The organism is Methanococcus vannielii SB (assembly GCF_000017165.1).
Taxonomy (GTDB): Archaea; AGJL01; Methanococci; order Methanococcales; family Methanococcaceae; genus Methanococcus; species Methanococcus vannielii.
Genome location: NC_009634.1, coordinates 345,723 through 358,463, shown reverse-complemented (window position 1 = coordinate 358,463; position 12,741 = coordinate 345,723). Strand labels below are relative to the sequence as shown.

The window sequence follows — 12,741 nt, the reverse complement described above, 5'->3', positions numbered from 1 at the left end:
TGGATGTGAAATCATGGATACGATGTCACAGATACTGAAACTACTCGAAAAAAACGATTACATCGAAATAAATGAGTTTAGAATGGATGTAGAGGAACTTGAACTTACTTTAATGCCAACCCTACAAAAAGTCGTTCAAAAAGTTGCTGAAAAACAATTAGATGCTAAAAAAGAGTTAGAAAATAATTTAGCATTTAAATATCCTGTAAATGAATACCCTGGAAAAGTAAATGAAGTACTCTTAGGTGGAAAAAATAGAAATACAGTAAAACTTGGTGGGCAAAATAGTTTATATCGTTTTGAAGAACCACAACCAAATGCTCCTGTAGTTACTTTTGACGTTTTTGATATTCCTATGAAAGGACTACCTAGGCCGATTAAAGAGAATTTTGAAGAAGTAATGGATAGTCCTGGAGAATGGGCAAGAAAAGCCGTTAAAGAGTTTGGGGCAGATATGATTACACTTCATTTAATTGGGACAGATCCAAAAGTTAAAGATAAATCCTTAAAAGATGCATCAAAAGATTTAGAAGAAGTATTACAGGCAGTAAAGGTTCCATTAGTAATTGGCGGGTCAGGAAATCCTCAAAAAGATCCATTAGTTTTAGAAATGGCTGCAGAAGTTGCAGATGGTGAGAGATGTTTACTTGCATCTGCAAACCTTGATTTGGACTACCAAAAAATTGCACGGGCTGCAGTAAAACATAACCATGCAGTACTTTCTTGGGCGATTTCTGATATAAATATGCAAAAAGTACTGAATAAAGCACTTATAAAAGAAGGACTGACTCCAAATGATATCGTAATGGACCCAACAACATGTGCACTTGGATACGGGATTGAATTTTCAATTGATGTTATGACAAGAACAAGACTCGCCGCTTTAAAAGGAGAGGAAATTCTACAAATGCCAATGTCTTCAGGAACAACAAACGCTTGGGGTTCAAGAGAAGCATGGATGAAAAAAGATGAATGGGGGCCTACTAAATATCGAGGGCCTATTTGGGAAGTAGTAACTGGACTTACGATGATGCTATGCGGGGTTGACATATTCATGATGCTACACCCGCTTTCAGTTAAAACGTTAAAAGAAATCGGTTCAACACTTACAAAAGAATATAAATCAAAAGAATCCCAGGATATTTCCGAATGGATAAGCAAGTTCTAAGGGGGTTTTAAAAGTGAAAGCTACAGCAATGGATATCTATAAATTACTTCCAAAAACGAACTGTGGAAAATGTGGTGACGCATCTTGCATGGCATTTGCAACTAAACTCTCCCAAAAAGAAGCAGAGTTATCTCTTTGTACACAACTCACGGGTTTGGAATTTGAAAAACTTTCAAAAGTTTTGGCGCCCGCGGTAAGGGAAATTACAATTGGTGTTGGGGAAAAAGCGGTAAAAATTGGTGGTGACGAAGTACTATATCGATATGAACTCACCTACTATAACCCTACGGCAATAGCTGTTGATTTAAGCGATGACATGGACGATTGCGCATTTGAAGAAAAATTAAATGCCATTGAAACGTTAGAATTTGAAAGAACTGGTGAAACTCTCACATTAAATGCGATTGCACTAAGAAACAAGTCAAAGGATGCTGAAAAATTTAAAAAAGCTTCTGAAAAATTAAAAAATTCTAAACTTCCAATAATTCTTTGTTCGTTTGATACAAAAGCAATTGATGAATCACTTGAAATTTTAGGTTCAAAAAGGCCTTTAATTTATGCTGCAACAGAAAAAAACATTGACGAAATGTCAAAAATTGCATTAAAACACAACTGTCCACTTGCCTTATTCGTTCCAAATAATCTTGAAAAAATGAAGGAACTTTCAAGAAAATTGAGAAATGCAGGCGTTAAAGATATTGTACTCGACCCTGGAACGTACATTGGGGAATCAATTGGAGATACAATGGACAACTTCATCATGATAAGAAGACTTGCAGTCGAAGTAAACGATGAGGACTTTAGGTACCCTATAATGGCGGTTCCTGCAGTTTGCTGGATGAATCCTGAAGAAAATGAAGTATTAACCAAAATGAAAGAAGCAACAACTGCCGCAGCACTGATAAATAGATATGCAGATGTAATGATAGTACACGGTATAGATATATGGGAACTAATGCCGATATTAACATTAAGGCAGAGCTTATACACTGACCCAAGAAAACCGCAATCAGTAGAGTCAAAACTCTATGAATTTGGAACTGTTGATGAAAATTCACCAGTCATCATGTCGACAAACTTTGCTTTAACGTACTACACGGTTGCAGGTGACTTGAAATCCGGAAAAGTGAACTGTTATTTGTTAGTATTAGATACTAATGGAAAAGCAGTTGACGTGGCAGTTGCAGGCGGTCAATTTAATGGAAAAGCAGCCGCAAAACTTATAAAAGAGTCAAGGATTGAAAATATTGTTAAACACCGAAAATTAATAATTCCGGGGCTTGCTGCATCCCTTTCAGGTGAGATTGAAGATGAATCAGGATGGGAAGTCATTGTAGGTACTAGAGATTCATCAGAAATTCCTGCTTTCCTAGCAAAAATATGGTGATTTTCATGAAATCTTTAATGGTAATCGATGCAAGAAAGTGTACAGAATGTAATGATTGTATATCCGCATGTAAAAAAGAACACGGGGAATCTAGGGCGATTAAAACACACTCTGTCCCAATGTTTTGCATGCACTGCCACCCTGATAAAGCACCATGTAGGCAAGTATGTCCTGTAGATGCTATCGAAGAAATGGAAGGCGTACTTATTGTAAATGAAGATGCCTGTATTTTGTGCAGATTGTGCATGATTGCATGTCCGATTGGGGCACTAGTAATAAACAACGAAAGTAAATCGGTTGAAAAATGTACTTTATGTATGGAAACTGATAAAATGCTCCCTGCATGTGTTGAGGCATGTAAATATAATGTCTTAAAGCTCTTTTCAGCAGAAGACTTAGAAGAACTTAGGCGGGAAAACTCAAACATGAGTATAATCCTTGAATCTTTAAAAAGGTATAAAGATAAAGATATTCGTAAAATTAATGATAATAATGATAAATAATTCTTTTTTAACTTCTTTTAATCATGGTAAAATTGAAAAATACAAAAATGATTTAAACCTTAAACTAATAATAAAAAAATAAAAAGATAATGGTAGTATCGGGGTGATAAAATGTGTGAATCAACTGTTTATTTGGATGATGGAACAGTTATAATGGCAGATGTAATGAAAATAGTTGTAAATGGTGATAATTTAGAATTTTATGATATTTTAAATAATAAAAAAGAAATTAGGGGTAAATTTACTCTTTTAGACTTAGAAGGGCATAAATTAATTGTAAAAGAAATTTAATTTAATTTAATTTAATTTAATTTTTAAGTTCCAATACCTTTTCTGAAATTTTTCTAATTGAAAAAAGTGCTTTTGAATTTTTATAATTTATTAATGGTTCCCTATTCATATCCGCTTTAGATACTTCCTTATCATAAGGAATACATCCAATAATACTTAAATTCATTTTTTTTAGGTTATTTTCTGCAAATTCGAGTTCTTCCTTATTTGAAACTTTGTTTAAAACGCAAGCAATACTTTTAATACCTATATCTTTTGAAAGGATTTTTATTCTTTCAACAGTTTCAAAAGACTTTGAACTTGGTTCTGTAACAACTATCATCAAATCAACTGCTTCAGCAGTTTTTCTTCCAAAATGTTCAATTCCGGCTTCCATATCTAATATTACAATTTCATCTTTTTTTAGTACAAGATGTCTCATAAGGGCCTTTAAAAGAACAGATGCAGGACAAACACAGCCATCCCCTCCTTTTTCAACAGTTCCCATTACCATTAATTTTAAGTTTTCATTCTCACTATATTTTATAGAAAGTAAATCTGGTAAATCACTGGTTTTTGGATTAGCTTTAAATACTTCCCCAAATGATGAACCAGGCTCTGCACCCGTTCTTTCTTTTATTAAATCTTTCATTTTGGAAATTGGGGTAATTTCTTTGGTAATGCCAAGACTTGATGCCAAATTCATGTCTGGATCCGCATCTATTGCGTAAACTTTGTATTTTTCAGCCAAAATACATGCCAAAGTTCCGGAAAATGTGGTTTTTCCAACGCCTCCTTTTCCCGTTATTGCAATTTTCATTTTTTCACCAAAAGTCTTTTTATTGCATTTTCAAAAGCATCATGATGGTAAGTTGCAGCTTTGTACCTTCCACTTTCTTCTTCGTTAAATAGTCTAATTCGCCCTGCCCTACAAGGATAATGTTGTATCCTAAGTCCTGCTAATGTGGCTATTTCTTTAACATTCTTCCCAAGTAAATCTTTTGAAATAAAATCAGTTCCACCACACGGAGATTCCCTTAAAACATTGATTTTCTTTACAATGTCATTTTCAACAATAATATCTAATTTTGGCTTTCCAAATTTTGACACAAACTCATCATGTATTGGATTTCCATTTTCTTCAAGTTCACACATTATTTCGGGACAAACTACATTTTCAAAAGATTCCAATTGATTTTTAAGTCCCTTTCCTTTCCAGGCTCCAATTATTATGTATTTTACTTTACCAAAAATCTGTTCAACAAGGTCAAGTGTTAAATCAGGATTCAAAATGTAAGTAATTACAATATCTGAATTATTTATTTTTTCAAGCTGCTCCTTTGGAATTTCCGCTAATTCATCAATAGATGCAGGTTTTACCGTATCTAAAATAATGTATTCACATTCAAATTTTTTTTTAATCGTTTCGTACGCTCTTTCACCAAATGGACCATCAGAAACTATTTTCACATTCATTTTTTCACAATTTTTATTTATGGGTTAAATTTTAAGATTTTAACGTTATATTGGTTTTTAAATATATATCGATTTCTAAAAAATGCATATTTTAAAAAATTAATACTAACAACCTTATTTGATAATTTAATTACTATTTTAACGTATATGTGCAAAAAAACAATTTATATATACTAATTAAATAAATGAATATCTGGTATTACATATAATAACATATTAAAAAATCTAATGGTGTACAAATATGAAATCAAAATTTTGGGCATTAGTAATAGGCCTTGTTGCAGTTACTGTTCTTTTCAGTGGATGTACAACAAATAATCCTTCCAATAATAAAGACATATTGGTAGTTTACAGTTGTGGGGGCCCAACTGAAGCCGTTTCAGAAGTTAACAGTGAGTTTGAAAAGGAATATGGGGTTGAAATAAGATTTACAGGGGCTGCAGCCGGAACTTTAAGAAAATCCTTGGAGGCAGGTGCATATGCTGATGTATTTTTACCAAGGTCAGTTATGCATTCTGAAGTTTTAGAAAAAGCAGGTTTAATGAATCCAGATTATAAGGTCTATATGTTTACTGACTGGGTGATTGTAACTCCTAAGGGAAACCCTAAGGAAATTTCAACAATGGAAGATTTATTGAGAAATGATGTTAAAGTATATACAAACACTAAATCGACAATTCCTGCTAAAAATGCAATGGCGCCAAAAGCGGAATTAATTGATAAAATATATGAAAAAACTTCAAAAGATCACGATTGCTATAGAAAAATGATGATGGACGTAGTAAATAGTAATACTGATGCTGCACTTGTTGAAAGAAGGCTTACTACATTAAACGGAGTAGCTGGAAACGTTGAAGTTATTGACCTTCCAAGGGAGACAATGGCTCCACAAATAGGTATTTTTTCAGTTGGGGTTATGAGCTATTCAAAACAGAAAGAATTAGCATACAAATACCAAGAGTTTTTATTATCTGAAAAAGCACAGAATATCCTTCAAAAACATGGATTTATAACCTTAAATTCTAAAGAAGGACAGTATATTTTTGAAAATTACTACCCTCAATACCTATCTTTAAATAATTAATTTTATTTCTTTTGCGTTTTTTTATAATTTACACAGGTGTTCATATCATGGAAAAAATTTCAAAGTTTAAACTTAGAATAAAATTATTAAAATATGCTAAATATGGATTTTTTTTAGCAGCGATTCCTTCTGTAGTGCTAGTTATATTTAGGTGCCCATATACAGTTCCTTTTTTAGCATGTGATTTATGTGCTGTTTTAGACTGTCCTTCAAGACACTACCGAAAGCCAATATTAGTTGGACTTTTAGGTTATGTTGCGGTAACAAAATCGGATTTTTGCGGAAGAGTATGTCCTTTAGGTACTCTTCATGATATATTTACTAAAATTCGGTTAACAATATCTAAAAAATCATTTAAAATATCTCCGGAACTTAAATTAATATTTGAACTTTTAAAGTATACCATATTTGCATTTGTAATAGTTGCACTACTAAATGGAAATCCTAGGTTTTACACGCCAATTCAGGCAGGAAACCTTTTAAATTCCATATGGATTTCAATTGTTGCAGGAGGAGATGCATACCTTGGAAGACTTTTACTTGTTTTAGGAGCAATTTCAATTGGGATTATCCTCCCTAGGTTCTGGTGTAGGTATGCATGCCCATACGGAACAACGATACAGCTTACAAAAAAAGGAATAACCAAAATAAAACAGCACAAGTGTAGCAATTGTGGAAAACATGATACCAATTAATTCGATAGTTATTTCATTAGAACGCTCTTTTAATTTTTTTATTTCTTCATTTCCGTATATTATTTTAGGGTTTTTAATTTCTGCATACATCAAAATAAAATTAAAGGGAAAGTTAAGGCAAAAGTTTATGCATGTACTTGATAGTTCAAAAAAATCAATAATAATAGCATCAATAATTGGTGCGGTTTTACCGCTTTGCTCTGCAAGTGGCGTTCCAATTGCAAATGTAATGAATAAAAAAGGTGCAAATTTTGGAATTACAATGTCTTTTATTGTTTCGGCATCATCAATTACCCCATTAGGCCTAATGCTTATATTTTCAATTTTGGGGTCAAAATTAGCAGTTTTACAAATTATTATGTCAATAATTTTGTCATGCATTGTTGGTATCATATTTTACAATGAAAAAATGCCGTTATATACTTTTGAAGAATTTGATATAAAAAAAGAAGAAAACTATTTGTCAATCCTATATAATCAATCCAAAAATTTAATGCCCCCAATAATTTTTGGATTTTTACTATCTGGATTTTTAATGGAGTTTATTCCAAAAGATATAATCCTTTATGCCCTTTCAAATAGTCTTATGATGTACTTTTATGTTTCTTTTGCAAGAATTTTTATATTTTTATGCCCTCATGCACTAATTCCTTTAATAAATTCTGTAAGCGTTAACGGTGTTTCCAATGGATTAATAATCTCATTTTTAATTTCAGCACCTACGCTTGGCCTTCCAATGATTTTTGCATTAAATAAATCTTACGGTAAATATATAACTATAAAATACATATTATCAGTTATAATTTCCAGTGCATTTCTTGGAATAATTTATGATAGTTTATTTTAGTAATTTTTATTTACTTTTAGTAATTTTCAGTATTTATTTTACACTAAATTTCAATCGAAAAAACTATATACTTATTTTTAAATATATTGTTTAATAGGAGGGTAAATATGCGTACACTTAAAATATTTTTAAAAGCCATACTTGTTTTAATATTAATGTTGTCATTTAGCGCATGCATTACTTCAAATTACAGTTCAAACGACGAACAACAAAAAGTAAACCTTAATGAATCATTTAATTTAATAACTGGAAATTCTAATGGAAAAATTGTCCAAATAACTCCTGTAAACGAAAGGTATTCTGAGGTTGATGTAATTGTTACTGAAGAATTTATCGGTTCAGTAATGCTGAATACAAACTGGAATACAAACTTTTACGGAGAATTTATTGAAGAATCTATAAAATCTTCTGGAATTTTGGGAAGTAATATTGCGATAACTATTAAATACTATGATTTAAGTGGAAAAATTGTTTCAATCTATTCTTCGGAAAAAGGGCCAACTGTGTACTATAAATTTGATTAATTTATTTATTATTTTATTTTAAATTTAAAAAGTTTTTAGATACTTTTTTATAATAGATGTTATATTTTAATTAAATATATACTTAGTTAATATTAACTAATTAATATAATAATAGTTTTTTCGTTACCATACAGGTGATTTAATGATTAATGAAATACTGTCTAAAATAGCAAAATCCTCTATAAATCGACCATTTTTAGTTTTATCGATTGTATTTATATTTACTTTGCTAATGGCAGGACTTTTGCCAAATGTAAAGTCGCAGACCGATTATGAAAAAATGGTTCCACAAGATGACCCTGTAATAATATCTTTTAATAAAGTTAGGGATAATTTTGGAGGTTCTGAAATAATAATGGTGGGAATTGAAGTAGTTCCATCGAATAGTCCTGAAAAAGTGACCGATATTCGTGATCCTCGTGTTTTGGAACTTATCGATTTTTTAAAAAAGGACTTAGTAAGTATTGGTGATGTAAATTCAGTATATTCCCCAACTGATAAGATAGTAGTTGAAAATAATGATATTATTCCAAAAGACATTCAAAAAGTAAGAACAATATACCAAAACTTGCCTGAAAGCTCAAAGAATGGAATATACAGTAGCGATTATTCAATGGCCTTAGTTCATGTAACTACTGATGTATCCTCAGATAAACAAGAAGAACTTGTAAAAGAAATCAATTTAAGACTTAAAGAAGCACCAATTCCCCCCGGAATTCAGGTAATTACAACAGGTTCTCCTGCAATTGGCGAACTTATGGGTCGATTAATGGCTGAAAGTCAAGCAATAACTGGAATAGCTGCCCTTTTAGCAATTTTTACGATACTTTATTTGTATTTTAAAAGCTTTGTAAAATCAGTTCTCCCACTAATTCCCGTAGGTTGTGCAATTATATGGGCAGCAGGTTCAATGGCAATATTTGGGATACCAATGGATATGGCAACATCAATAATGGGCTCATTACTTTTGGGGCTCGGGATTGATTATGGTGTGCACGTATACCATAGATACGAAGAAGAACTTAAAAAGGGAAGTTCATTAAATGAAGCAATAGAAACCACCGTAATTACTACGGGAAGTGCAGTTGTAACGACAACCGCAACAACAGTTGCAGGATTTGCAGCACTTACAATTGCACCGTTACCTATGATGTCAAATATGGGTAAAGTCTGTGCACTGGGTATATTTTTTTGTATGGCTGCAGTAATTAGTATTCTTCCATCACTTATTATCATTGAAGAACGCCATTTAAGGCCTACAATAAAAAAGCTTAAAATGCAATTAAAAGGTGATTCTAATGAATAACATATCTAAAATAATCTTATCAATCAGCTGCTTACTGCTGCTGTTTTTAAATGTAAACGCACTTGAAATAAACGAACCGCAGTTTAATCCAAATATTATACATCCTGGAGATGATGTTGATGTATGGATTAAATTAACAAATAATGAAAGGTCCGGTGAATCGATAGAAAATTTAAGAGTAACTGTTAATTCAAAATATCCATTTGAATTAAAACAAGTAAATCCTAAAAAAGGAGTTTATGAAATATCCCACTTAAATGAAGGAGAAAGTGACACTGCATACTTTAAACTACACATAAGTAATGATGCATCAACAAGAGACTACAGGCTTGATGTAACTGTTTCGTATGACATTGTAGAATATAGGGGCGGAAAAAAAGAAGTAATTTCAAGAGAATATACAAAAATATACTATGTTCCAGTCTATGGTTTAGCAAACTTTGAAATAAATTCAAATGGAGTTACAATAACTCCTTCAAGAACAGAAGAAGTAAAACTTAGCGTATCAAACAGGGGAACTGGAACTGCAAAGCAAACAACACTTACAATTGGTTCAAATAACATGATAAACCCTATTGATACAACAAAGTATTATCTTGGAAGTATTGATTCAGGAAGTACGACTTCATTTAATGTAAAGCTTCACGCAAGTCAAAATACAAAGGAAGGTTCTTATTTAATTCCCGCAACATTAAACTGGATTGATGAAGATGGAACTGAAAAATCTGAAAATATAAACATAGGGTTTGTAGTTAGGGGAGACATAAATTTAGGAATTTCAAACGTTATAACTGAACCAAGGGAAATAAAAGCACAAGACACCTATGTTAGAATTGATGTAGATTTTACAAACAATGGACATGGGGAAGCTAGAAATATACAAATTGATATGCTAAATGAATATCCATTCAGGGACTCATGGAGTAATGCAAACTTTAAAAACATAGGAACATTAACGTCTGGCGATGTAAAAACTGGAACATTTTATATTGATGTCGATAAAGATGCAAAATCTGGAACTTATAAAATTCCTTTAAAAATAACGTATTTAGATATATTCAACAATGAACACGTTGAAATTCACCACGTAAATATCTTTTTAAAACCAAAAGCAGTACTTGAAATTGTACCTGAAGTTTACGTTTTAAAAGCAGGTCGTGAGAATAAAATTCTTCTAAAAGTTCAAAATAATGGAACACAAAAAGCAGAAAGCGTAAAAATAACTGCAATTAAAAATACTGCTCAACCATTTGATTACCCTCAAAAAACAGATTCAATTGGAACACTTGGAATAAATGAAACCGGCCAAGGAATATTGGTAATCGATGTTGATAAAAAAGCAGTTAATAAAGACTACTTTATTAACATTGAGATAAGAAGTGTTGGAGATTCAGAACAAGGAGATAATAATGTATACCTTTCACAAAAAACTGTGAAAGTTAAAGTTGAAGGAAGAAATAAGTCTATTACAATACCTGCAGCTTTAATTGTATTAATAATAGGATTTGGCGGATATTACGTATATAACAAACGTAAAAAAGGAAGAAGTGATTAAAAACGAATAATTTATTTTTTTATTTTATTTTATTTTATTTTATTTTATTTTATTTTTTTAGTTATAATAAATAATTACTTATTTTAGTAACTCTAACTACATTATATCGATACTTCAGGTTAAAGTTATGAAAATAGAAGAATCAATTGATATAATTTCAAAATATGTATGTAAATGTCATGAAGAGCATATAAAAAAGATTTTAGATGAAAAAGATATAAATAAGCTTACAATGAGTCAAATTTTATATTTGGAAGTTATATATGAATTCAAAAATCCAACTTTTCGCCAAATTGCAGAAAAATTAAATGTCAGTAAACCATCCGTTACAGCAGCCATTCAAAAACTTATACATACCGGATATGTTGAAAAAAAACAATCTATTGAAGATAAACGAGAATATCATTTAATTTTAACGAAAAAAGGACATATGCTAGTAAATGTAAATATTGATGCACACAATGCTTTTATAAATAAAATTAAAGAAATTTTAGATAACAATGAATTTGAAATATTTCAAAAACATTCTGAGAAATTAGCAAAAAAATTACAGGAATTGAAATAGTTTTAAAACTATTTCCAATTTTTAGATTCAATAATTACATTTTCTACAATTTCAGGCGCTAAACCAATGTAGGTAGTATAATCAAACATTTTTTCAATTTCAGCAACTGAAACGTATTTCATAATTTCCGGTTCTTCTAATAATACTTCTTTTAAGTGCCTTCCTTCATCATGAGCTTTCATTGCACATCTTCTAACTGTTTCGTGGCCAGTCTGTCTACCCATTCCACTGTTTGCTAAAAACATCATGACTCTTTCAGCCATAATGAGCCCTTTTGTCAATTCAAGGTTTTTATTAACATTTTCAATATTTACAGTTAATTTTCTCATTCCTTTTATTGAAAGGTTTAGTATATGGTCTATAATTACACAAGATTCCGGGAATAAACATCTTTCAGACGATGAATTTGTTAAATCTCTTTCTTCCCATAACGGAATATTATCAAATTCTGCAAGTGCGTTTGCTTTTACAATTCTTGAAAGGCCGCAAATCTGTTCAAAAGTAATCGGGTTTCTTTTATGAGGCATTGTTGATGAACCGGTCTGTTTTGAAGCGTCAAATTCTTCTTCTAATTCTTTTATTTCACTTCTCTGCATACTTCTTACCGTAATCCCAATTTTATTTAATGTTTGTGCGATTAGTGCAAGAATGGACATAAATTCCCCGTGTCTATCCCTTTGAACAACTTGGTTTGATATTAATACTGGAGTAAGCTCTAAAATTTCACCAACTCTATTATGAACCAAAATTCCATTTTCGCCAATTGCAGCCATTGTTCCAACTGCCCCTGTAATCATTGAAACACAAAGCCTTTTTTTACAAGTTTCAAGCCTTTCAACATGCCGTTGAATTTCTGTAGCCCATAATGCAAATTTCATTCCATAAGTTGTTGGAACTGCATGTTGGCCGTGTGTTCTTCCAATACAGACAGTATTTTTATGTCCTTCTGCTTTTTTTAAGAGTTCGCTTCTTAAGGTTTTTAATTTTTCAAGAATAATATCACAAGCATCTTTAAATTGAAGTGACTGTGCAGTATCTATAATATCGTTTGAAGTCGAGCCAAAATGAATGTATTCGCCAGCATTACCTTCACACTGTTCTGCAAATGCTTTTACTACGGAAACAACGTCGTGTTTTGTTACACTTTCAATTTCTTTTACTCTTTCAAGTTTTACAAATTCTGTTGATTTTTTCTTATTTATTTCAACTGCTGCTTCCATTGGAATCATTTCAAGCTCAGCTTCAGCCATAGCAAGAGCTGCTTCCACTTCAAGCATTTTTTGAAGTTTGGTTTCTTCTTCCCATACTCTTTTCATTTCTAAAGTTCCGTACCTAAAATCTATCGGATGAATAGCCATTAA

General features: G+C 31.4%; 14 protein-coding genes. 11 read left to right on the top strand and 3 right to left on the bottom strand.

The window, feature by feature from the left end; translation table 11 throughout:
- Positions 1-13: 13 nt before the first annotated feature.
- The 4 genes from cdhD to MEVAN_RS01575 all read left to right on the top strand — a co-directional run bounded on the left by cdhD (position 14) and on the right by MEVAN_RS01575 (position 3,349).
- A complete protein-coding gene (gene cdhD / locus MEVAN_RS01590; RefSeq protein WP_011972119.1) occupies positions 14-1,168 on the top strand; it encodes a CO dehydrogenase/acetyl-CoA synthase subunit delta in 1,155 nt (384 codons plus the stop codon).
- A gap of 13 nt (positions 1,169-1,181) precedes the next feature.
- Complete coding sequence (gene acsC, locus MEVAN_RS01585) at positions 1,182-2,555, top strand: acetyl-CoA decarbonylase/synthase complex subunit gamma (RefSeq protein WP_011972118.1); 1,374 nt, start codon at positions 1,182-1,184, stop codon at positions 2,553-2,555.
- Between the two features lie 5 nt (positions 2,556-2,560).
- Positions 2,561-3,058 (top strand): 4Fe-4S dicluster domain-containing protein, encoded by a 498-nt coding sequence (locus MEVAN_RS01580; protein WP_011972117.1) that lies wholly within the window; start codon positions 2,561-2,563, stop codon positions 3,056-3,058.
- A 111-nt stretch (positions 3,059-3,169) separates the two neighbouring features.
- The gene (locus tag MEVAN_RS01575; RefSeq protein ID WP_011972116.1) at positions 3,170-3,349 is read left to right on the top strand and encodes a CooT family nickel-binding protein; all 180 of its coding nucleotides are present in this window, start codon (positions 3,170-3,172) and stop codon (positions 3,347-3,349) included.
- A 16-nt stretch (positions 3,350-3,365) separates the two neighbouring features.
- On the opposite strand, the gene MEVAN_RS01570 is transcribed toward MEVAN_RS01575, so the two are convergent.
- A complete protein-coding gene (locus MEVAN_RS01570) occupies positions 3,366-4,148 on the bottom strand; it encodes an ATP-binding protein (RefSeq protein ID WP_011972115.1) in 783 nt (260 codons plus the stop codon).
- Positions 4,145-4,804, bottom strand: a complete 660-nt coding sequence (locus tag MEVAN_RS01565) for a DUF166 domain-containing protein (RefSeq protein WP_011972114.1) — start codon at positions 4,802-4,804, stop codon at positions 4,145-4,147. Before MEVAN_RS01565 ends, MEVAN_RS01570 begins: the two co-directional genes overlap by 4 nt.
- 241 nt (positions 4,805-5,045) lie before the next feature.
- Here MEVAN_RS01565 and MEVAN_RS01560 point away from each other — a divergent pair, with 241 nt between their 5' ends.
- From MEVAN_RS01560 to MEVAN_RS01530, 7 genes are all read left to right on the top strand, one after another.
- Complete coding sequence (locus tag MEVAN_RS01560; protein WP_011972113.1) at positions 5,046-5,888, top strand: extracellular solute-binding protein; 843 nt, start codon at positions 5,046-5,048, stop codon at positions 5,886-5,888.
- A 47-nt stretch (positions 5,889-5,935) separates the two neighbouring features.
- A complete protein-coding gene (locus MEVAN_RS01555; protein WP_011972112.1) occupies positions 5,936-6,583 on the top strand; it encodes a 4Fe-4S binding protein in 648 nt (215 codons plus the stop codon).
- Positions 6,570-7,430 (top strand): permease, encoded by an 861-nt coding sequence (locus tag MEVAN_RS01550; protein ID WP_011972111.1) that lies wholly within the window; start codon positions 6,570-6,572, stop codon positions 7,428-7,430. The genes MEVAN_RS01555 and MEVAN_RS01550 overlap by 14 nt, the downstream gene beginning before the upstream one ends.
- Before the next feature lie 107 nt (positions 7,431-7,537).
- A complete protein-coding gene (locus tag MEVAN_RS01545; protein ID WP_011972110.1) occupies positions 7,538-7,954 on the top strand; it encodes a hypothetical protein in 417 nt (138 codons plus the stop codon).
- Between the two features lie 142 nt (positions 7,955-8,096).
- On the top strand, positions 8,097-9,260 hold the full coding sequence (locus MEVAN_RS01540) for an efflux RND transporter permease subunit (RefSeq protein ID WP_011972109.1): 1,164 nt from the start codon (positions 8,097-8,099) through the stop codon (positions 9,258-9,260).
- A complete protein-coding gene (locus MEVAN_RS01535; protein ID WP_011972108.1) occupies positions 9,253-10,815 on the top strand; it encodes a COG1361 S-layer family protein in 1,563 nt (520 codons plus the stop codon). Before MEVAN_RS01540 ends, MEVAN_RS01535 begins: the two co-directional genes overlap by 8 nt.
- 127 nt (positions 10,816-10,942) lie before the next feature.
- On the top strand, positions 10,943-11,380 hold the full coding sequence (locus MEVAN_RS01530) for a MarR family winged helix-turn-helix transcriptional regulator (protein WP_011972107.1): 438 nt from the start codon (positions 10,943-10,945) through the stop codon (positions 11,378-11,380).
- Between the two features lie 8 nt (positions 11,381-11,388).
- Here MEVAN_RS01530 and purB read toward each other — a convergent pair whose 3' ends face one another.
- Positions 11,389-12,738: an adenylosuccinate lyase gene (purB, locus tag MEVAN_RS01525; RefSeq protein ID WP_011972106.1), complete on the bottom strand. Its 1,350-nt coding sequence runs from the start codon at positions 12,736-12,738 to the stop codon at positions 11,389-11,391.
- Positions 12,739-12,741: the final 3 nt, after the last annotated feature.

Bases quoted from the DNA above. Each gene is read 5' to 3' on its own strand.
- cdhD (WP_011972119.1), top strand. From the start codon at position 14: ATGGATACGATGTCACAGATACTGAAACTACTCGAAAAAAACGATTAC.
- MEVAN_RS01580 (WP_011972117.1), top strand. From the start codon at position 2,561: ATGAAATCTTTAATGGTAATCGATGCAAGAAAGTGTACAGAATGTAAT.
- MEVAN_RS01575 (WP_011972116.1), top strand. From the start codon at position 3,170: ATGTGTGAATCAACTGTTTATTTGGATGATGGAACAGTTATAATGGCA.
- MEVAN_RS01570 (WP_011972115.1), bottom strand. From the start codon at position 4,148: ATGAAAATTGCAATAACGGGAAAAGGAGGCGTTGGAAAAACCACATTT.
- MEVAN_RS01565 (WP_011972114.1), bottom strand. From the start codon at position 4,804: ATGAATGTGAAAATAGTTTCTGATGGTCCATTTGGTGAAAGAGCGTAC.
- MEVAN_RS01560 (WP_011972113.1), top strand. From the start codon at position 5,046: ATGAAATCAAAATTTTGGGCATTAGTAATAGGCCTTGTTGCAGTTACT.
- MEVAN_RS01555 (WP_011972112.1), top strand. From the start codon at position 5,936: ATGGAAAAAATTTCAAAGTTTAAACTTAGAATAAAATTATTAAAATAT.
- MEVAN_RS01550 (WP_011972111.1), top strand. From the start codon at position 6,570: ATGATACCAATTAATTCGATAGTTATTTCATTAGAACGCTCTTTTAAT.
- MEVAN_RS01545 (WP_011972110.1), top strand. From the start codon at position 7,538: ATGCGTACACTTAAAATATTTTTAAAAGCCATACTTGTTTTAATATTA.
- MEVAN_RS01540 (WP_011972109.1), top strand. From the start codon at position 8,097: ATGATTAATGAAATACTGTCTAAAATAGCAAAATCCTCTATAAATCGA.
- MEVAN_RS01535 (WP_011972108.1), top strand. From the start codon at position 9,253: ATGAATAACATATCTAAAATAATCTTATCAATCAGCTGCTTACTGCTG.
- MEVAN_RS01530 (WP_011972107.1), top strand. From the start codon at position 10,943: ATGAAAATAGAAGAATCAATTGATATAATTTCAAAATATGTATGTAAA.
- purB (WP_011972106.1), bottom strand. From the start codon at position 12,738: ATGGCTATTCATCCGATAGATTTTAGGTACGGAACTTTAGAAATGAAA.